Below are 20989 nucleotides of genomic sequence, written 5' to 3'. Positions count from 1 at the left end.
TGGTGCGGTGACCGATCCCGTCATCCTGCTCGTCTCCGGCGAGCACCTCGACGTCCTTGCCGACCAGTTCCGCCGCTACGCCCACGAGTACGACGTCCGCGCGGCCGCGAGCGCCGCCGAGGCGCACGCCGAGCTGGTCGCCGCCGCCGAGCGCGGTGCCCCCGTCGCGCTGGTGGTCACCGACTCGCAGCTGCCCGACCAGCACGTCCTGGTGGCGATGCACGAGTGGCGCACGCTGGTCCCGACCGCGCGCCGGGTGGTCGCGATCCCGATCGCGCGGTTCGCCGACGAGAGCATCTCGCTGCGGCCCTACCTGCAGAAGGGCAAGTTCGACACGTATCTGGTGCTGCCCCAGGCGCGGCGGGACGAGGAGTTCCACTACGCGATCACCGAGCTGCTCAGCGACTGGGGCGCGACGGTCGCGACCTCCGAGATCGACTCGGTGCGGATCATCACGCCCGAGCCGGGGCCGCTCGCGCTGGCGATCCGCGACTTCCTCGACCGGCAGGGGATGCCGCACCGCACCTACCCGCCCGAGAGCCCGCAGGGGCAGGAGGCGCTGGCACTGGTGACCGGGCCCCCGGCGTACCCGCTGGTGCACCTGGCCGCCCGTCCGTTCGCGGACCGGCCGGTGCTGCGGCCCTCCTCGACCCGGGAGCTGGCGGCGATGATCTACGGCCGTCCCTCCGACATCGAGGTCGACACGGTGGTCGACCTCGCCGTGGTCGGCGCCGGTCCGGCCGGGCTCGCCGCGGCCGTGTACGGCGCCTCGGAGGGCCTGTCGACGGTGGTGATCGAGTCGGAGGTGATCGGTGGGCAGGCCGGGACCAGCTCGATGATCCGCAACTACCTGGGCTTCCCGCGCGGCATCTCGGGGATGCGCCTCGGCCAGCGTGCGCGGGTGCAGGCGATCCGGTTCGGGGCCCGCTTCTTCACCGGCTGGCCGGTCGACGAGCTGCGGCCCGGCACCGACGGCGAGCCGCACACGCTGGTCACCAGCGGCGGGTCCGTGCGCGCCCGCTCGGTGCTCGTCGCGTCGGGCGTGGCCTACCGGCGGCTCGGCGTCCCCGCACTCGAGGAGCTGGTCGGCGCGGGCGTCAACTACGGCGCCGCGATGGCCGCCGCGCGCGAGATGGAGGACCGCGACGTCTACGTCGTCGGCGGCGGCAACTCCGCCGGCCAGGCCGCCATCCACCTCGCCCGGTTCGCCCGCTCGGTGACGATCCTGATCCGCCGCGAGGAGCTCGCGGCGACCATGTCGCGCTACCTGATCGACGAGATCGAGTGGAACCCGCGGGTGTCCGTCCGTCCCTGCACCGAGATCGTCGACGGCGGCGCGACCGACGGCCAGCTCGGCTGGCTGCTGCTGCGCGACGTCCGCACGGGCGCGGAGGAGAAGGTCGAGGCGGGCGGGCTGTTCCTGCTCATCGGCGCCGCCCCGCACTGCGACTGGCTCGCCGACGCGGTGCTGCGCGACGAGCACGGCTTCGTGCTGACCGGACGCGACGTGCCCACGGAGTGCTGGATCGACGGCCTTCCGCCGGCGAACCTCGCCACCTGCGTGCCGGGCGTCTTCGCGGCGGGCGACATCCGCTCGGGGTCGATGAAGCGGGTTGCGAGCGCGAGCGGTGAGGGGGCGTCGGCCGTCTCCCTCGTGCACGGCTATCTGGAGGACTTGCGGGTACTTCCCGCGCCATGACAACCGCGATCGATCTCGGCCGGCCCGAGTACGGTGACGTGCTCGACCTGATCGCCGAGGACCACCGCCGCTTCGAACGCCTGCTGTCCCAGCTCCGGCTGGGCACGTCTGACCGCGATGCCATCAGACGGGCGTTCGCGGACGTGCTCATCGCCCACGGCGAGGCCGAGGAGGAGCTCGTGTACCCGGTGCTCCGCAACCAGGTCCACGACGTCGACCAGGACGACGTCGAGCACGGGACCGAGGAGCACGCCGAGGGCAATGCGGCCCTGCTCGCCGTCCTCGAGCTCAAGGGCACCGAGACCCGGGCCTTCCAGGAAGCCGTCGAGAAGCTCAGCAGCCTCGTCGCCCACCACATCGCCGAGGAGGAGCTGTCGATCCTCGAGCCGGCCCGTACCGAGGTCTCCGAGCGCATTCGCTACGGCCTCGGTGAGAAGTGGGCGGCCCGGCGCAACGCCCTCGTCGACGAGGGCTGCGGCGACGTCGACAACGTGCGGCGCATCGTCCGCGCCGCGCGCAAGGAAGGGCTGCTGGAGGACACTGAGGTGTGACCTCCTCCCCGGTGCGCCCCTCGGCGCGCGCCCTGTGGCGCCTCCTCGAGCCCATCCATGCCGTCACCTACTTCTCGCCCGAGCCGCTGGGCGCGCTGAAGGAGGCGGGCTACCGCGGCTTCTGGATGGGCTACTTCGCCGGACGCGCCGCTCCGCTGGGCCCGGCCTCGGCCGAGCTCGTGCAGGCGCTCTTCTACAACTTCGACGCCGAGCACGTCGGCCGGGCGCTGCCGGACGCGTGGACGTTCGCGCCACCGCAGGCCGCCCTCGACGCCCGGCTGCGCGGCTCGGTGGCGACGCTGCGGCGGGTGCTCGGCGCGGGGGAGGGCGGCGCCGCCGAGGGCGTGGCCCGCGCGGCCGAGCTCGCTGCCCGGGCGGCGCTCGCCGCGCCCCTGCCCGGCCGCCCGCTGCACGCCGCCAACCGCGCACTGCCGGTGCCCCCGGCGAGCGAGCCGCTCGCGCTGCTGTGGCACGCCGCCACGCTGCTGCGCGAGCACCGCGGTGACGGGCACGTCGCCACCCTGCTCGCGCACGGGATCGGCGGTCGCACCGCACACGTCTTCCGCGGCCTGGTCAGCGACACCCCGCCGGAGGTGTACCGCGCGGCGCGGCACCTCGACGACGCCGAGTGGGCCGACCAGCTCGTCGTCCTGCGCGGGCGCGGGCTCGCGGACGCCGCGGGCCGGCTCACCGACGCCGGGCGCGAGCTCGACCGGGTCGTCGAGGCGACCACCGACGAGCTCGCCGAGAGTGCCTACGACGTCCTGGACGACGCCGAGCTCGCCCAGCTCGCCGCGGACCTGCGCCCGGTCGCGGCCGCCGTCGTCGCGGCGGGGGAGATCCCCGTCAAGTCGCCGATGGGGCTCGATCTGACCGCGTGACGGGCCGCGGCGGGGGGCTGGGGGTGGCGAGCGAGGCCACCACGGCGACGATCCCGCACGCCACGACGGCGTACCCGATGGCGAGGGGGAGCGAGAGCACGCTCGCCGCGGCCAGGCCGACGCCGGCCAGGCCGAGCACGACGCCGGTCCGCCGCGAGCGGACCGTCGCGCGCGCCGCGCTGCGGGTGAGCGCGAGCGCGGTCGCGACCCGGCCCACGTCGAGGTCGACGAGGCGGATGCCCTGGGTGGACGCGGCGTCGCTGAGGGTGAGGTCGGCGTGGGGGACCGGGGTCGGGCTGGCCACCGCGACCACGCGGCCGCGCCGGCGGTGCTCGTCGACGAGCTGCTCGCGCTGGTCGGCCGGCGTCGCGGCGTACCACTGCTCGATGCCGCAGGTGGCGGCGAGCTGGCGGGTGTTGCCCTCGGTGTCGTCGGAGACGAGGACCGGCTCGACCTGGTCGGCACGCAGCCGCTCGACGCCCTCGGCGGCGTGGGGGCGGACGTCGTCGGCGACGGTGATGTAGCCGATCGGCCGGGCGTCGACCTGGACGCCGACGGTGACGCCCACGCCGTTGCGCGGCTGCATGCCGAGCCACTCGGGGCTGCCGAGGCGCACCGGGTGCCGGTCGACCGAGCCGCTGATACCGCCCCCGTGGTGCCGCTGGACCTGGCTCAGCTTGCCGCGGCTCGAGAGCCGCGCGATCGCGCGGCCGACCGGGTCGTCCGACGCGTGGCCGAGGGCCCCCGCGAACCAGCGCAGGTTGCGCTCGTGGTCCGGCTCGACGGGATCGATCGCCACCACGCGCAGCTGGCCGGTGGTCACCGTTCCCCAGCGGTCGAGGAGCACGGTGTCGACGCGCGGGCCGACCGCGAGCGCGCGCCGGTCGTCGAGGAACACGCCCGCCGCCCGGGCCCGGGCCCGGACCACCCACAGGGTCACGGGTGCGGCGTACGCGAAGACCCCTGGCAGTGCGGCCACGAGAACGCAGGCGACCAGGAGGGCAGCGTTCATCCTGCCTCCTCCTGCTCGCGGAACCGCTCGAAGTCGCTCTGGTCGCCCGCGATCCACAACGGGACGCTGGCCTTGAGGAGGAGGGTCAGCTGGATGACGAAGTCGGGGTCGTGCAGCGCGTCGCCGAACAGCTCGTTGATCCGCTTCCAGCGGTAGCGCACCGTCTGCGGGTGGACGCCCAGCCGGGCCGCGATCGCCGGCGCGCTGTCGCGCGTCTCGAGCCACACCAGCAGCGTCTCGGAGAGGATCTCGCGGGAGTTCTCGGTCTCGTTGAACAGCGGCTGGAGCAGCTCCTGGGCGAGCTGGCGGCGCAGCACCGGCTCGGCGTGGAGCCAGATCTCGGTGCGGAACCGGACGCAGTCGATCACCGGCCGGGCCGGGATCACCTTGGCCCGGACCAGCTCCTGGGCGCGGGTCGCCCACGTCCACGCCGCGGGGACGTCGGAGCGCGGCACCGGCCAGCACACCGCCGCCCGCGCCTGGGGGAAGCCGGCCCGGATCCGGGCGACGACCTCGTCGGCGTCGTCCACCCCGCACACCACGGGCTGCGGCGTCCGGCTGGGCCGGGTCAGCGCCTCGTCGCCGAGCGCGTCGCCGGGCATCGTGCGGCCCTCGGGCAGGTCGACCGCGATCACCGTGAGCCCGTCGGGCACCTCCCAGCCGGCGATCGCGGCCTGGGTCTCGATCTCGTCGTCGTCGGCTCCCGAGAGCAGCGCCGCCAGCAGCCGGGACCGGGCCAGGCCCGAGTCGGTGTTGCGCGCCTCCGCCCCGGCCCGCCAGCCGACCCCGATCTGGGCGGTCAGGTGGTGCACGAACGAGGTCACCGCCTCGTTGATCGCGTTGAGCGCGCCGGCCGAGAGCTCGTTCTCGGCGGCCCGCACCCGCAGCTCGTTGGACAGCTCGGCGACCGCGACGTTCATGCCCTGGTCGATGAGGTCCTGGTCGCGGCCCCGGATCGCCACCCGGTAGCCGACCTTGCGGAACATGTCCTCCACCGCGACGTAGGACACCTCGCGCCCGAGCGCCTCGTCCACGAAGAGCCGCATCGCGTTGTGGATCGCGGTGAAGACGAGGTGGCGCAGGCGGCCGTCACCGGTGCCGTCGAGCTCGGGGACCGTCGTCCGCACCTGGAGCGTGACCCGCTCCGCCACCTCGCGGACCTGGCCCTCGAGGCTGCTGATCATCCACTGGGCCGACCCGGGGAGCGAGACCCGGGTCGGGGTCTCGGTCATCGCGTCCTTCCCTGCTCCGTCGTCCCTGCCGCGCTGCGTGCCCCTCACCGGCCCGCAGCCGCCGGCAGCGTGTCGTGCTCGTGCTGCCTCTTCATCTCGCGTTGTCCCTGCCCTCCCCACCGGCACCCCGGTGTGCTCTGGAACATACCTCTGGGGGTCGGTGGACGGGAGAATTTGTCACCCACGTGACAAGTATTGGCCGGTCGGCGCACCCCCGCACCCACCACCGGGGGTCACCCGACCCCCTCGTCCGCGGCCCCGAACCCCCGTTGTCACCCATCTGACAAGGCAGCGCCGGATTCGAGGATCGGGACCCCGGGACTCTTGCGACGGGCTGTCGCGCTGTGGCTGATTCGTGTGGCGCTCGTCACTCAGTGAGCGTCGTCAGCCGGAGACCGCAGTGGGGGCCGCGGAGCCGGCGCAGAGGAGGGAGCTGCGGTGCTCGTGAGCGTGATCCGAGGTCGGGACGACATCACCGACGGCGAGGCCCTGGTCGACGAGCTGTGCCGCGACCTCGACCGCGCCGAGCGCAGCCTGCCACCCGCCGTCCTGCACTCCGTGGTGGCCGCGACCCGCGCCTTCGTCGCCGCCGACGGCCACTCGGACGACGCGGTCCGCCTGGTCCAGCCGACGCTGATGCGCCTGGGCCGCCGGGCCGCCGTCCGGGGGCACACGGCGGCGCGCCTGAGCACCGACCTGCAGCGCGTCGTCGACGACCGCGCCCGCCAGGCCGAGCACATGATCACCCGCCTCATCCCCGACGACGAGGTCGACGGCCTGCGCTGCCGGCTCACCCTCTTCCTGCGCCAGGTCCAGCACGCCGCCCTCGCCGGGCACCGCCAGGCCCACACCATGATGGCGCTCGGACCCGCCGCCCGCCGGCACATGATGGCCCGCGCCCTCTTCGCCTCCGACGCCGTGCCCGACGACCTCCTCGCACTCGCCGGGATCGCCGGCGACACGCCGTACGTGCCGCTGGTGTGGGTGTGCGGCAGCCGGGGCGCCGCCCGCGCCACCGCCGAGATCCCCGACGCCCTCGTCGACCACACCGGGCGCGCCGCCCTAGTGCCGCTCGCGCACCGCGCCGACGTCGTCCTCGAGGCCGGGGACCGGGTCGTCGAAGGACCACCTCGCCCCGCCCGCGAGCTCGGCGACGCCCTCCGCCTCACCCACCAGGCCGCCGACGCCATGCGCACCGGCGTCATCCCCGCCGACCGCCAGGTCACCTCCTGCGCCGACGTCGCCGCCGACCTCCTCCTCGCCGGCCGCCCCGCCCTCACCGAGATCCTCGTCGCCAAGTACCTCACCGGCCTCCAGGCCCTCAAGCCCGCCCGCCGGGTCGAGATCGCCGAGGTCCTCCTCACCTGGCTCGAGTCCCGCGCCTCCCTCGCCGTCATCGCCGCGACCCACCACATCGCCAAGCAGACCGCCCACGACCGCCTGCGCCTCGGCAAGCAGGCCGTCCCCGCCGTCGACGCCGAACCCTCCGCCCACGCCGCCATCGTCGTCTCGCTCCACGCGAGCCTGCCCGGCTGGCGCGAGGAGGTGTCGCGACGTGCTCGCCCGTGACGCCGCCATCCGGACGCCCGTCCGGATTTCCAGTCCCTGCGGGCCTTCTCCGTTGACCGGCTCGCATCTCGGAACCAAAGGTTGCACCAACCGAATCCCCCAGGAGGATCCAGTGAAGATCAGGTCCACCAAGCGCAAGCGCACGTCGTTTGCAGTCGGCGCTCTCGCGGCCCTCGCGGCCGTCGCCGGCACCTTCGCGGCGCCGTCCGTCGCGCACGCCGACGAGACCAACCCGAACCACCTGACGGTGGTCTACGACGCCGTGGGCTCGACCCACGTCGCCGGTGGCGTCAACGCGGACATGGCCATCGGCCCCACGGACATCAAGGTCACCATCGACACGATGGCGCCCCTGCCGACGCCGATCGTGGCCGGGTCGATGAGCATCCCCAGCAAGGTGATGAACTTCGAGATCCTCGGTCTGCCCGCCCGCTCCCGGGTCACGATGACCCAGGTCGGTGAGATCACCGGCACGCTCACCAAGCTCCCCTCGCCGCGCCAGGCGCTGGAGCTGAAGTCCACCGTCAAGTACGACGTGAAGCTGAGCGACGTCGAGGTCAAGGTCTTCGGCATCTGGTGGCCGCTGGCCGTCGGCAACAACTGCCACACGATCAACCCGGCGACGATCAACGTGAGCAGCCCGATCGACAACAGCACCACCCCGCCGACCGGCTACTTCACCATCAACGGTGGCGGTCCGCTGACCTCGAAGTACACCATCGGCAACTTCACCGGCTGCGCCCCGCTGAACTTCTTCAGCATCCCCGGCTTCTTCCCGACGATCGGCTCGATCCCGATCAACGCGATCGTGCCGAACAGCGACAACACCCTCCAGCTGAACCTCAGCAACCCGCGCCAGCCGTGACCCGGCCGCCCGCGGCGTTGCCACCCGACTGTTCCCACCCCACCCCGCACAACCCCCATCACAAGGAGATCCGCATGTTCAAGCGCACCAACCGCGTCGCTGCCGGCCTCGTCGCCACCGCGGCTGCCAGCGTCACCATCCTCTCGATGACCGCGACCGGCGCCCAGGCGGCCACCACCTACACCCCCACCGGTGGTCCCAACGCCAACTTCGTGGGCTCGGGCGTCAGCTTCCGGGACATCGAGGCGGACCAGAAGCTCACCTGCCCGACCTTCAACCTCACGGGCTCGATCATCAGCTCCGGCACCAGCCGCGCCTACGGTGCGGACGCCGGCTCGCTGACCGGGCTCAACGCCGGTGGCACCGGTGCCTGCAACAACCCCATCGCGGGTGCGACCACGGTGGCGCCGCTCACCATCTCCGGCACCACGGGCTGGAGCGTGGCGATCACCGCTGACGCGACCGGCACCTCCTGGCCCGCCCGCCTCAAGAACGTCCGGGCGAAGGTCTCGGCGGCCGGTTGCGAGTTCACCGTCACCGGTGTCGTCAACGGCCGGTTCGACACGTCCAACCAGAAGTTCACCCCGGCGACCGGCGCCTCGGGTCTCACCGTCGACGACGGCCTCCCGGCCGGCAGCGGTGAGATCGCCCCCGGCACCCAGCCGATGTGCGTGACGCTCGACATCCAGCCCGGCGACACCATCGAGGTCGCCGGCTCCTGGACGAACACCCCGCCGAGCGGCAGCACCGCGATCGCCATCGCCAACCCGTGATGCTGATCTGATCCACCAGCCGGCGGCGCGGGAGCTCCGCGCCGCCGGCTGCGGCACGCTCGCCCGCAGTACCATCTCCCGACCAGCCCGGAGGTCACCAGCCCATGCGATCAGGACGTCAGCCCGCCAGGGGAAGCAGCCCGAGGCGGGCTTGGCTCGTCGGATTCCTGGCGATCGTGCTGTCGCTGCTGCTGGTCACCCCGAGCAGCAGCGCTCCGGGGGACCCCCTGCCGGGCGACAACGACCTGCCGAAGCGGGACACGATCGCCTCGGGCGCCAACGGCATGGTGACCAACTCGCAGGGTGCGGTCGTCCGACGTTCGAAGATGTACCTGACGCTGCCGGAGAAGACGCCCATCTGGGGCGTGCTCTACACCTTCCTCTTCGACACGCCTGTCGAGAATCCCGTCAGCTACAAGCCGATGTGCAACTCGCGCAACCCGTTCTGCCTCCCCGATCCCTTCTACCAGCCCGCCTGCGCGACGGCCGACCTGAGCACCCAACGGCGAGGTGGCTACTTCCGCAGCCTGCTGTACCCGGCGAAGCTGCTCGAGAGCGGGGGTGCTGAGATCGGGACGATGGCGGTGATGAAGGTCAACCTGCCCGCGTTCGGCGCCATCCCGGCGACGGCGACCATCACGCTTCGCGTCCCCCGCGTCAACGGCAAGGTGCGCCCGCTGACGATCCACGTCTGGGACGTGCGCCAGGGGGGATGTGACCCCGACTTCGTCGACATGTCCTACACGGTCGCCGAGGGCCAGGTCGAGATCTCGATCAGCGACCTCCGCGTCGACGGGGTGCCGGTGAAGCTCGGTGCATCCTGCCGGACCGTGCGGCCCGCGGACCTGTGGCTCTACAGCGAGAAGGGCGGTAGGTACTACCCGGGCAGTGGCGGCCCCCTCGGGTCCTACGAGGGCTTGAGCGGCGGCAGCCTCAAGCCGCTGGACTCGCCGTACTACTTCAAGCTGAACGGCCAGAGCATCCCGCCGTCCAAGGGGCTCACCATCCCGCCGTTCACCGGTTGCGGCGTCGACGAGGACCTGAGCCCGCTGGTGACGGCGATGGCATCCGGTCCGGACAACCCGTTGCGCGTGGTCCAGTCCCCCTTGGCGACCCACGGCCTGCACTCGCCTCTCGAGGACCCCTACTCCTGCGACCACACGACCCCGACCAACTGCGTATGGCCCCCGCCGAACCCGCCGGCCCGTCCTCCTCTCCCGGCCGGTGACGAGTAGGAGCCGTGGAGGTCCGCCGATGAACCATCGAGTACCACGCCTGCGGGGCGCACTGGCGGCCACGGCTGCCGCGCTGCTGCTGGTCCTGTCCACGACGACCGACGCCCGTGCGGCGACCACCTACACCCCCTCGGGCGGCCCGGGTCTGAGCCTGAGCGCCAGCTACGACGATCCCCGAACGCCGGAGACGACGCTCGTGCCGGGAGCCGAGCTCACGCTCATCGACGCGGGGCAGTCGATCGACTGCTCGGGGCTCTCCTTCAGCGGCTGGGTGACCAGTCCTGGGAGCGCCCGGGCCTACGGCGCGACCATGGCCGCCCTGGGCACCTTCAGCGCCCCGGGGTGCACGAACCCGACCTACGGTCCGACCACGCTCGACCTGCAGACGGCCCCGCAGCTCGTGATCACAGGTGGTCCCGCGGACGGGCAGTGGCCGGCGCGGATCACGAACATCCGGTGGAAGATCGCCTGGCCGGGCTGCGACTTCTCCATCGAGGGAATCGTCGTCGGGAGGCTCGATGCTGCGACGCAGGTGTTCACGCCGGCAGGCAACCCGGGGACGGGCCCGTCCTCCACGCCGAGCGGACTGGTCATCGCGTCGTCGCCGACCCCGTCGGGCCCGGCCTGCCTGACGCTCGACCTCCAGGGTGGCGACCACATCGGGCTCCGCGGCACCTTCCTGAACACTCCGCCAGCGGGCAGCTCGGCGCTGGTGCTGCCGACCTACTCGCCGTCCGGTGGTCCGGGATTCGGGCTGACCGGCAGCTACGACGACCCGCGGACGCCGGGAACGGCGATCGTGCCCGGCGTCCAGCTTTCGCTCATCGAGCCGGCGCAGGGCATCAGCTGCTCGGGGTTCTCCTTCAGCGGCTCGGTGAGCAGTCCCGGCGTCGCCCGGACGTACGGCGTGGGCGCGGCGAGCCTCGGCACGTCCAGCGCCCCTGGGTGCACCAATCCGCTCTTCGGCACGGTCACGTTCGCGTCGCTGACCTCACCGCGCTTCGACGTGACCGGCGACCCCGTGGGCGGGCAGTGGCCGTCCCGGATCGCCAACCTGAAGTGGAAGGTCAGCTGGGCGAACTGCGTCTTCTACGTCGAGGGCGTCATCAACGGGAAGTTCGACCCCGCCACGCAGGTGTTCGCACCCGCCGGCAACCCGGGCAGCGGGTGGTGGTCCGACGTCCCCACGGGCCTGGTCGTCGCCGCGACGCCGGCGCCGCCGACCGGATCGATGTGCCTGACCGTGGACCTCCGGGCAGGCGACACCATCGGGATCCGCGGCACCTTCACGAACACCCCGCCCGCGGGCAGCAGCGGGCTGGCGATCACCAACCCCTGAACCCCCTCCGAACCCTTGTCACTCACCTGACAACGAGGTTCGGAGGGGTCGGGCGACACCCACCCGTCAGACCGCGTTCGAGGTGGGGTCACCCAAAAGTTGTCACGCGCATCACAACATCGACGTGGCACCACGACCGGTTCCGGCGCGCCCCTTTCCGTAGGCACCCGTAGGGACCTTGACTAGGCGCGTCATGTGATGGCTGTCACGAGGGAGGGAAGCATGGGGCGCGCAGCGGCAGTGGTCCGTCGGCTGGCCGACGCCGGCCGGCGGGGAGTGCGGCGCCGCTCGTCCCGGACCCGGCAGGTGACGGTGGTTCTTCTCGGCGTCCTGCTCGCGACGACGGGCGTCGTGGGCGGCGTCGTGCAGGTGCTGCGGGCGTCGTCGGCGGAGGTGCCGACGACGACCGCGGTGCACACGGAGTCGACGGAGGAGGGGGTGACGGAGGCGCCGGTGGTGGCGCCGGCCGTGATGACCGCCCCCGACGACGTACGACGGGCGCCGGTCGCGAGGCCGAGCGATCTCCCGGGGTCGCTCGGCTCGGCGCCTCCGGCGGCCGTGCTGGCCTACCAGCGGGCGGCGACGATCATGGACACGGCGTCGCGGTGCGGGTTGCCGTGGACGGTGCTGGCGGCGGTGGGGCGGGTCGAGTCCGATCACGGGCGCGGGCCGAAGGGGGACCATCGTGTGGGGCGCGCCGGGCGGGTGAAGCCGGGGTACGTCGCGGCGTCGCTCGACGGGCGCGGGGGCCGTGGGGAGCTGCCGGACACCGACCTCGGGGCGCTCGACGGCGACCCGCGCTGGGATGCGCCGGTGGGCCCGCTGGGGCTGCTGCCGGCCACGTGGAGCCGGGTGGCGGTCGACGCCGACAACAACGGGGTCCGCGACCCGCAGGACGTCGACGACGCGGCGCTCGCCGCGGCGGTGCTCCTGTGCGCCGACCAGGACCTCAGCACGCGCCGGGGGCTGAAGGCCTCGCTCGCGGCGTTCCACCCCGGTGCCGGGTTCGTCCCGGCGGTGCTGGCGATCGCGCGGCGCTACGAGAAGCAGGCCGCGCAGGTGCCGGCTCCGCCGCCGGTGACGCTGCCGCTGCCGGTGCTGCCCGGGCAGCCCGGTGCGGCCGGGACGGTCCCGGCGCGGGTGGGTCTGGTCGCGGCGTCCGAGGGACCGCGGGCCACGCTCGCACCGACCCCCTCGCTGTCGACGCCCCCCAGGCCGACCGGCAGCCCGACCGACGGCACGTCGCCGAGCCCGACCGGGACCCCCGGCGCGACCCCCAGCGAGACCCCGACCGAGACGCCCAGCGAGACGCCGACCGAGAGCCCGACCGGGTCCCCGGGCGAGACCCCGACCGATGCCCTCGGCACCGGTCCGGAGGCCTCCCCGTGACGACCTCCACCCCCGCACGTACGACGTACATCAGCACCGACAGGCAGGAGACCCGCCATGGGCGGCACCGTTGAGGTCACCGGACTCACCAAGAGCTTCGGCTCCCAGAACATCTGGAGCGACGTCACGCTGACGTTGCCCCCGGGGGAGATCACGGCGCTGCTCGGTCCGTCCGGCACCGGCAAGTCGGTGTTCCTCAAGTCCCTGATGGGCCTGCTGCGGCCCGAGGCCGGCGTCTGCCTGGTCAACGGCGTCGACATGGTGACCGCCAAGGAGTCGCACCGCCTCGAGCTGCGCAAGAAGTTCGGCGTGCTCTTCCAGGACGGCGCGCTGTTCGGCTCGATGAGCGTCTACGACAACGTGGCCTTCCCGTTGCGGGCGCACACCCGCAAGGGCGAGTCCGAGGTCCGCGAGATCACCATGCAGAAGCTCGACATGGTCGGCCTGCTCGGCCAGGAGCACAAGCTGCCCGGCGAGATCTCCGGTGGCATGCGCAAGCGCGCGGGCCTGGCCCGCTCGCTGGTCACCGACCCCGAGATCATCCTGTGCGACGAGCCGGACTCCGGCCTCGACCCGGTTCGCACGGCGAACCTGGCCCAGCTGCTGCTCGACGTCAACGCGCAGACCGACGCCACGATGCTCGTGGTCACCCACAACATCGAGCTCGCACGAACGCTGCCCGACAACCTCGGCATGCTCTACCGCCGCCAGCTGGTGATGTACGGCCCGCGCGAGCAGTTCCTCCTCACCGACCACCCCGTCGTCTCGCAGTTCATGGCCGGCGACCCGGTCGGCCCGATCGGCATGAGCGAGGAGGTCGACCACTCCAGCAACGCCCCGCTGCTCGACGACTACGGCTACCCGGTCGACGGGGGCAGCGGCGCGCCGTCGATGGTCCGCGCGGGCGCCCGGGCGATCGAGGTGCTGCCGCGCCAGCTGCTGCCCGCAAGCGGACGGCCGCGTCCGGCCACCGAGCGGCACGCCCGGCGGGTGGCGAGCGGCGATGCGTCCCTGTACGTCGCCGACGACGAGGAGGCAGACCGACCGCCTGCCCTGACCCGGCCGGACCCCCTCGCCCGCGCGCTCGACCAGACCGGCGCCTTCTTCGCGCTCGGCCTCGACACCATCCGGGCCACGTTCCGCCGCCCGTTCGCGGCGCGCGAGCTGCTCGACCAGTTCTGGTTCGTCACCAGCGTCTCGTGGATCCCGGCGATGCTCATCGCCATCCCCTTCGGCGCGGTGATCGCGCTCCAGCTCGGCACGCTGACCGTCCAGGTCGGCGCGCAGTCCTTCACCGGCGCCGCGTCGGTGCTCGCCGTCGTCCAGCAGGCGGCACCGATCGTGACCACCCTGGTGATCGCGGGAGCCGGAGGTGCGGCCATCTGCGCCGACCTCGGGTCACGCACCATCCGGGACGAGATCGACGCGATGCGGGTGATCGGCATCGACCCGGTGCAACGGCTCGTCGTGCCGCGGGTGCTCGCCTGCGTGCTCGCGGCGGTGCTGCTTAACGGCCTGGTCTCGGTGGTCGGCGTGCTCGGCGGCTACTTCTTCAACGTCGTCGTCCAGGGCGGTACGCCGGGCGCGTACCTCGCCAGCTTCACCGCCCTCGCCCAGATCCCCGACCTGGTGGTCGGCGAGATCAAGGCCGTGATCTTCGGCTTCCTGGCCGGCGTGGTCGCGTCCTACCGCGGTCTCAACACGCGGCCCGGCCCGAAGGGCGTGGGGGAGTCGGTCAACCAGTCGGTCGTCGTCACCTTCCTGCTGCTGTTCTTCGTCAACTTCGTCGTCACCACGCTGTACCTCCAGCTGGTGCCCGGAAAGGGAGCCTGAGATGAGTGCCCCGACGAGCTCGCCGAGCTCGACGACCGGAGGCCGGCCCCCGGGCACGGTGACCAAGCGGCCCTGGTGGGACCGCCGTCTCGACCGCCTCGTGCAGTCGGGCCGCGACGTCCGCTTCTACGGGAGGGTGCTGGCCGGCATCCCGAAGGCGCTGCGCCTCTACCCCAAGGAGGTGTGGCGGGTGCTGTCCGAGGTCAGCTTCGGCACCGGCGCGCTCGCCGTCATCGGCGGCACCGTCGGCGTGATGACGGGCATGAGCCTGTTCGTCGGCACCGTCGTGGGCCTGCAGGGCTATGCCGCGCTCGACCAGATCGGCACGAGCGCGCTCAACGGCTTCATCTCCGCCTACTTCAACACCCGCGAGATCGCGCCCCTGGTGGCGGCGCTCGCGATGTCGGCCACGGTCGGCGCCGGCTTCACCGCGCAGCTGGGCGCGATGCGGATCAGCGAGGAGATCGACGCCGTCAAGGTGATCGGCCTCGACGCCGTGCCCTTCCTCGTCTCCACCCGCGTGGTGGCCGGGTTCATCGCGATCATCCCGCTCTACGTGATCGGCCTGCTCACCTCGTACGCCGGCAGCCGCCTGGTCACCGTGCAGATGCGCGGGCAGTCGGCCGGCACCTACGACCACTACTTCCAGCTCTTCCTGCCGCCGGTCGACATCCTGCTGTCGTTCGGCAAGGTGCTGGTGTTCGCGGTGCTCGTCATCCTCATCCACTGCCGGCTCGGGTTCTTCGCCAAGGGCGGACCGGCCGGGGTGGGCGTCGCCGTGGGCCGCTCGGTCCGCCGCACGCTGGTCGTCGTCGCGCTGCTCGACCTGGCGCTGTCGATGGCGATGTGGGGCACCACGACGACCGTCCGGATCGCCGGATGAGCGCCGGCATGGGCATGGGGCGGGTGCGCGACGCCGCGCTCGGGCTCGGTTACCTCGGCCTGGTGCTGGCGATCGTCGTGGGCACCTGGGCGGCGTACAACCAGGTGTTCACCAGCCGCAGCGACATCACGCTGACCACCGGGACGCTCGGCAACGCCCTGCAGAAGGGCTCCGACGTCAAGCTCAACGGCGTCCCCGTCGGCACGGTCTCCGAGATCGAGCCGCGCGACGGCGGCGCGACGCTGACGCTCGCGCTGCAGCCCGACGTGCTCGACCAGCTGCCCGCCGACACCACGGCCCGGCTGCTGCCGAAGACCCTCTTCGGCGAGCGGTACGTCGCGCTGATCCGCCCCGGCGAGGGCGGCACGACGCTCGAGGCGGGCGACACCATCCACCAGGACGCCTCGTCGGCGGCGGTCGAGCTCGAGGAGGTCTTCGACGAGCTCCTGCCGGTGCTCCAGGCGATCCAGCCCGACAAGCTCTCGGCGATGCTGGGTGAGCTCGCCCAGATGCTGCGCGGGCGCGGCGGCGAGATGGGCGACACGGTCGTGGCGTGGGGGCAGTACCTCCACAAGCTCAACCCGCTGACGCCGAAGCTGGCCGACGACCTCGCCGCACTCGGCAAGGTCGCGCAGAACTACGCCGACGCGGCCCCCGACCTGATCGACGCGCTCGACAGCATGCGCACGACCTCGCAGACGCTGGTCGACCAGCGCACGCAGGTCTCCGACCTCTTCGCCGGCGTGATCACGGCCGCCGACGACACCAACGGCTGGATGGTCGCCAACTCCGACACGATCATCTCGCTCTCGCGCGAGAGCCGCCGGGCGCTCGAGGCGGTCTCGCCGTACGCGGTGCAGTTCCCGTGCCTGTTCAAGGCGCTGCGCGACTTCATCCCGGTGATGGACAAGACGCTCGGCAAGGGCACCAAGGAGCCGGGCATGCACGTCGTCCTCAACGTCACGCCGAGCCGCGGGCGCTACGTGGTCGGCAAGGACGACCCGCGCTACCGCTCCACCGGCGCGCCGCGCTGCCCCTACCAGGACGGCAGCGTCAAGCCGGTCCGCAGCCGCGCGAGCGCGGGCGCGGCCGACGACGGCCAGCCGGAGCGGATCCTGCCGCCGCCGAGCGCGCGCGTGCAGCAGACCTTCGCCGACGGCGCCGGGCTCGGCGAGGTCAACTCGCCGGCCGAGAACCAGCTGATCGCCGAGCTGATGGCGCCCGCCGCGGGCGTCGGGCCGGCCGACTACCCGGCCTGGGGCAGCCTCCTGGTCGGACCGCTGCTGCGGGGAGCGGAGGTGGAGGTGCGATGAGCTTCCTCAAGAGGCACGTCGTCGGCGTCACGCTGACCAAGTCGCTCGTCTTCGCACTCGTCACGATCCTCGCCACCCTCGCGCTGGCCGGCACCATCCGCAACAGCGCGGGCGGCCCGACCGAGGAGTACGTCGCGATGTTCTCCGACGCGACCAGCCTCAACAAGGGCGACGACGTCCGGATGGCCGGCGTCAAGGTCGGCACCGTCACCGGGGTCGAGGTCGCCGACGACCAGGTCGCCCGGGTGCGGTTCTCGGTGGCGAAGAACGCCCCGCTGGGCGACGGCGCCCGGGCGCTGCTGCGCTTCCGCAACCTGGTCGGCCAGCGCTACATCGCGCTGGAGCCCGGCGACGTGAGCGGCGAGCGGCTCCCGGCCGGGCACGTCTTCTCGGTCGACGACACCGAGCCGGCGCTCGACCTGACCGTGCTCTTCAACGGCTTCCAGCCGCTCTTCCGGCTGCTGGACCCCGAGGACGTCAACAACCTGAGCGCCCAGATCATCGCGGTCTTCCAGGGCGAGGGCACGACGGTCGAGGGCCTGCTCAAGAGCACCGCGAGCCTGACCTCGACGCTGGCCGACCGGGACCAGGTGATCGGCGAGCTCGTCACCAACCTGTCGTCCGTGCTCGGCGTCGTGCAGGAGCGCTCCGACCAGCTCGACACCACGCTGGTCACGCTCCAGCAGCTGGTCAGCGGCCTGGCCGAGGACCGCAAGACGATCGGCTCGACCATCGACGGGCTCAGCGACCTCTCCGAGAGCGTCGCCGAGCTGCTGCAGGAGGGCCGGGCCCCGCTCAAGCGCTCGATCCGCGGCCTGGGCGACCTCTCCGGGGTGCTCGCCAACAACCAGTCGGTGATCGAGAAGTCGCTGCGGACCATGCCCAACAAGATGGAGCGGATCGCCAAGCTCGCCAGCTACGGCTCGTGGGTCAACTTCTACCTGTGCTCGATCGAGGGCCGGATCCCGCTGCCCGAGGGCTACTACGGCGATCTCGGCGCCCGGCCGATCGCGGAGAGGTGCAAGTGATGGCACGCGTGAAGAGGCGCTTCCCGACGTCGTTCGCGGAGCGCAACCGGATCGTGATCGCGGTCATCGGCCTCGTCGCGCTCGCGGCGACGTTCTTCGTGACGTTCAACGCCGAGGGGCTGCCGGTCATCGGCGGCGGCGACAAGCACCAGGCCTACCTGGCCGAGACGGCGGGCCTGCGGGCCGGCGACGAGGTCCGGGTGGCCGGCGTCAAGGTCGGCAAGGTGACCGACGTCGACCTCGAGGGCAACCGCGTCCTGGTCACCTTCCGGGTCAAGGGGGTCAAGGTCGGCGACGAGTCGACGGCGGCGGTGAAGATCAAGACGCTGCTGGGCAAGAAGTTCCTCGCCGTCGACCCGCGCGGCACCGGCGAGCTGGACGACCCGATCGCGCTCGACCACACCACGACGCCGTACGACGTCCAGGCGGCGTTCTCCGACCTGTCGTCGACGATCGGCGAGATCGACACGAAGCAGATGGAGACCGCGCTCCAGACGATGGGCGAGGTGCTGGCCGACACGCCGGAGTCGGTGCGGGGCACGGTCCAGGGGCTGACCCGGCTCTCCGAGACCATCTCCAGCCGGGACGACGACCTGGCCAAGCTGTTCCGCGCCACCGACGGCGTGACCGGCACGCTGGCCGCGCGCAACGACGAGATCGGCAAGCTCATCGACGACGGCGACCTGCTGCTCGACGAGCTGGCCAACCGCCGCGAGGCGATCCGGCGGATGCTCAAGGCGACCAAGACCCTCGGCACCGAGCTGGCCGGCGTCGTCGCCGACAACCAGGCGCAGCTGCGCCCGGCGCTCGAGAAGCTCGACACCGTGGCGGCGATGCTGCAGCGCAACCAGCGTCACCTCAACGACGCGATCGCGGTGCTCGGCCCCTACTACCGGATGCTCTCCTCCGCGATGGGCAACGGCCGCTGGGTCGACTCCTACATCTGCGGCCTGTTCGACGCCCAGAGCGCACCGGTGCTCGACAACGACGTGGTCCGCAACTGCCGGCCCGGAGGTGCCCGATGAAGTCCCCCTCGATGCGCTGGATCGCGCTCGTCCTCGGTCTCGCGATCGTGGTCACCGCCGCGGTCGTGGGCCTGCGGATGCTGCGACCCGGCACCGAGCTCACCGCGGAGTTCGACTCCGCGGTCGGCCTCTACCCGGGCTCCGACGTGCAGGTGCTGGGCGTCCCGGTCGGCAAGGTCACCGCGGTGCAGCCGGTCGGCGAGAAGGTCCGGGTCACCATGAAGATCGACGAGGGCCGCAAGATCGCCCCCGACACCGGCGCGGTCGTCGTCGCCCCGACCCTGGTCAGCGACCGCTACGTGCAGCTCACCGAGGCCTGGGTGAGCGGCCCCTCGATCAAGGACGGCACGCACATCGCGCGGACCGCGGTGCCGGTCGAGATCGACGAGATGTACCGCAGCCTGGCCGACATCGGCGAGCAGCTCGGGCCCAACGGCGTCAACCGCAACGGCGCGCTGTCGGACTTCCTGCAGGTGCTCGCGAAGAACCTCGACGGGCAGGGCGTCTCGATCAACCGGATGATCGGCAACTTCTCCGACGCGTCCACGACGATCGCCGGCTTCGACCAGGACTTCTTCGCGACGGTGCGCAACCTCGACACCCTCAACGAGACGCTCCTCAAGCACGACAAGGGCGTCGCCGGCGCCAACGAGAAGCTCGCCCTGGTCGCCGAGTACCTCGCCGAGGACCGCGAGAACCTCGCCGCCTCGATCACCGAGCTCGGCAAGGCGCTGGGCATGCTCGAGGGCTTCGTCAAGGACAACCGGGCCGCGCTCAAGAAGAGCGTCGACGGCCTGCGCGGGCCCACCCAGGTGCTCGTCAACCAGCGCCGGTCGCTGGCCGAGGCGGTGCGCCTGATCCCGCTCGCGCTGCAGAACTTCATCAACGCCTACGACCCGGCGTCCGGGACGCTGCAGGGGCGCGGCAACCTCAACGAGCTGACTGTCTGGAGCAAGGACGGCAAGTCCGCCCGGACCTCGGGCGACGCGCCGCCGCTGCTCCTGCCCGGCGTGGACGGAGGACAGTGACCATGCGCGCACCGACCACCCGCGTCCGTCGTACGGCGGCCGCCCTGCTGGCCGCCCTCAGCCTCGGCCTGACCGGCTGCGGCATCCTCGGCGGCGGCGTCTACGACGCCCCGCTGCCCGGCGGCGCCGACGTCGGCGACGACCCGATCACGCTCACCGCCGAGTTCACCGACGTGCTCGACCTCGTGCCCCAGTCGAACGTCAAGGTCGACAACGTCGCGGTCGGGCGGGTGACCAAGGTGTCTCTCGGCTCCGACGGGCGCACCGCCGTGGTGAAGATGGAGGTGCGCGGCGACGTGGACCTCCCGGCGCAGACGATCGCCCGGCTGCAGCAGACCTCGCTGCTGGGCGAGAAGTACGTCGCGCTCGTCCGCCCCGAGGGTGGGGGAGCGGGCTCCCCGGCCCCGGGCACCCTCGCCGACGGCGCCCGGCTCAGCACCGCCGACACCGACGCCGCGGCGACCGCGGAGCAGGTGCTCGGCGCGCTCTCGCTCGTCCTCAACGGCGGCGGGATCGGCCAGTTCCAGGAGATCTCGCGCGAGCTGCAGGCGGCCGGCGAGGGCCGCACCGGCGAGGTGAAGGCCTTCCTGACCGAGGTCGACCGGTTCGTCGGCGTCCTCGACGACCGCAAGGAGGCCATCACCACGGCCATCGACGGCCTGGCCCGGCTCGCCACGACGCTCGACGGCGACCGCGAGCAGATCGCCGACGTCCTCGACGGGCTCTCGCCCGGCATGAAGGTGCTCACCGAGCAGCGTCCCCAGCTGACCCGGATGCTGAGCGCCCTCGACCGGCTCTCCAAGGTCACCGTGCGCACCCTCGACGCCTCGCAGGCCGACATGGTCGCCGACCTCGAGGCGCTCGACCCGATCCTCTCCGAGCTCGCGAAGGCCGGCGCGGACCTCCCGTACTCGATGGAGATCCTGCTGACCTACCCGTTCCCGGACTCGGTCCTGGGCGCGATCAAGGGCGACTACCTCAACGTCTTCATGACGACGAACTTCCGCACCCTGCCCGACGGGTGTGCGGCCATCGGCTGCCAGTGGCCTCAGCCGCTGGCCGGCAGGCCGGTGGCGGGCTCCGGCCGCTCCCACCTCCCAGCGGACCCGCCGCCGACCGTCCTGCCGCCCACCGACAGCGCGGCCCCCGGGCTCGGGACGCCGACCATCCCGGGGCCGTCGATCCTGCCGACCACGCCCGGCGGCTCGCCGTCCGGCACCACCGGCACGCCGAGCAGCCCCGGCACGTCCGGCGGGACGCCGTCGGGAACGCCGTCCGGCAGCGGTTCGGCCCCGAGCCAGAGCGACTCCCGGGTCGCAGAAGGAGGCGAGTGA

The 20989-nt window shown here is 72.5% G+C and carries 18 protein-coding genes; 16 read left to right on the top strand and 2 right to left on the bottom strand.

Features of this window, described 5'->3' with window-relative positions; translation table 11 throughout:
* Positions 1–7 precede the first annotated feature (7 nt).
* Genes BM223_RS23205 through BM223_RS23195 form a run of 3 tightly spaced genes read left to right on the top strand, consistent with a single transcriptional unit; the run spans position 8 to position 3131 of the window.
* Entirely contained in the window at positions 8–1699 is a 1692-nt protein-coding gene (locus tag BM223_RS23205; RefSeq protein ID WP_038677204.1) for an NAD(P)/FAD-dependent oxidoreductase, read from the top strand.
* Complete coding sequence (locus tag BM223_RS23200; protein WP_038677205.1) at positions 1696–2250, top strand: hemerythrin domain-containing protein; 555 nt, start codon at positions 1696–1698, stop codon at positions 2248–2250. The genes BM223_RS23205 and BM223_RS23200 overlap by 4 nt, the downstream gene beginning before the upstream one ends.
* Positions 2247–3131 (top strand): SCO6745 family protein, encoded by an 885-nt coding sequence (locus BM223_RS23195; protein ID WP_038677206.1) that lies wholly within the window; start codon positions 2247–2249, stop codon positions 3129–3131. Before BM223_RS23200 ends, BM223_RS23195 begins: the two co-directional genes overlap by 4 nt.
* Here BM223_RS23195 and BM223_RS23190 read toward each other — a convergent pair.
* Positions 3097–4143, bottom strand: a complete 1047-nt coding sequence (locus BM223_RS23190; RefSeq protein WP_038677207.1) for an HAD family hydrolase — start codon at positions 4141–4143, stop codon at positions 3097–3099. The genes BM223_RS23195 and BM223_RS23190 overlap by 35 nt on opposite strands.
* Complete coding sequence (locus tag BM223_RS23185) at positions 4140–5375, bottom strand: helix-turn-helix domain-containing protein (protein WP_052138290.1); 1236 nt, start codon at positions 5373–5375, stop codon at positions 4140–4142. Before BM223_RS23185 ends, BM223_RS23190 begins: the two co-directional genes overlap by 4 nt.
* Positions 5376–5819: 444 nt before the next feature.
* Here BM223_RS23185 and BM223_RS23180 point away from each other — a divergent pair, with 444 nt between their 5' ends.
* From BM223_RS23180 to BM223_RS23115, 13 genes are all read left to right on the top strand, one after another.
* Complete coding sequence (locus tag BM223_RS23180; protein WP_141267124.1) at positions 5820–6944, top strand: hypothetical protein; 1125 nt, start codon at positions 5820–5822, stop codon at positions 6942–6944.
* Between the two features lie 112 nt (positions 6945–7056).
* On the top strand, positions 7057–7809 hold the full coding sequence (locus BM223_RS23175; RefSeq protein WP_038677209.1) for a hypothetical protein: 753 nt from the start codon (positions 7057–7059) through the stop codon (positions 7807–7809).
* Positions 7810–7883: 74 nt separating this feature from the next.
* Positions 7884–8582, top strand: coding sequence for a hypothetical protein (locus BM223_RS23170; RefSeq protein WP_038677210.1), 699 nt, complete (start codon positions 7884–7886; stop codon positions 8580–8582).
* 176 nt (positions 8583–8758) lie between these two features.
* On the top strand, positions 8759–9817 hold the full coding sequence (locus BM223_RS23165) for a hypothetical protein (protein ID WP_075018730.1): 1059 nt from the start codon (positions 8759–8761) through the stop codon (positions 9815–9817).
* Between the two features lie 19 nt (positions 9818–9836).
* The gene (locus BM223_RS23160) at positions 9837–11156 is read left to right on the top strand and encodes a hypothetical protein (protein ID WP_038677212.1); all 1320 of its coding nucleotides are present in this window, start codon (positions 9837–9839) and stop codon (positions 11154–11156) included.
* 222 nt (positions 11157–11378) lie between these two features.
* Positions 11379–12545, top strand: coding sequence for a hypothetical protein (locus tag BM223_RS23155; protein WP_141267122.1), 1167 nt, complete (start codon positions 11379–11381; stop codon positions 12543–12545).
* A 57-nt stretch (positions 12546–12602) separates the two neighbouring features.
* Complete coding sequence (locus BM223_RS30240) at positions 12603–14378, top strand: ABC transporter permease (protein WP_082003563.1); 1776 nt, start codon at positions 12603–12605, stop codon at positions 14376–14378.
* 1 nt (position 14379) lies between these two features.
* A complete protein-coding gene (locus tag BM223_RS23140; protein ID WP_082003564.1) occupies positions 14380–15261 on the top strand; it encodes an MlaE family ABC transporter permease in 882 nt (293 codons plus the stop codon).
* Entirely contained in the window at positions 15258–16574 is a 1317-nt protein-coding gene (locus BM223_RS23135; protein ID WP_038677213.1) for an MCE family protein, read from the top strand. Before BM223_RS23140 ends, BM223_RS23135 begins: the two co-directional genes overlap by 4 nt.
* Complete coding sequence (locus BM223_RS23130; RefSeq protein WP_038677214.1) at positions 16571–17602, top strand: MCE family protein; 1032 nt, start codon at positions 16571–16573, stop codon at positions 17600–17602. Before BM223_RS23135 ends, BM223_RS23130 begins: the two co-directional genes overlap by 4 nt.
* The gene (locus BM223_RS23125) at positions 17602–18627 is read left to right on the top strand and encodes an MCE family protein (RefSeq protein ID WP_235319156.1); all 1026 of its coding nucleotides are present in this window, start codon (positions 17602–17604) and stop codon (positions 18625–18627) included. Before BM223_RS23130 ends, BM223_RS23125 begins: the two co-directional genes overlap by 1 nt.
* Positions 18624–19655 carry an MCE family protein gene (locus BM223_RS23120; protein WP_052138292.1) on the top strand — a complete coding sequence of 344 codons (1032 nt, stop codon included), beginning with the start codon at positions 18624–18626 and terminating at the stop codon, positions 19653–19655. The genes BM223_RS23125 and BM223_RS23120 overlap by 4 nt, the downstream gene beginning before the upstream one ends.
* A 2-nt stretch (positions 19656–19657) precedes the next feature.
* Complete coding sequence (locus BM223_RS23115) at positions 19658–20989, top strand: MCE family protein (RefSeq protein WP_038677215.1); 1332 nt, start codon at positions 19658–19660, stop codon at positions 20987–20989.

The sequence above is a fragment of the Pimelobacter simplex genome, from assembly GCF_900114845.1.
GTDB lineage: Bacteria > Actinomycetota > Actinomycetes > Propionibacteriales > Nocardioidaceae > Nocardioides > Nocardioides simplex.
This window is presented reverse-complemented; position numbering and strand designations above follow the sequence as displayed.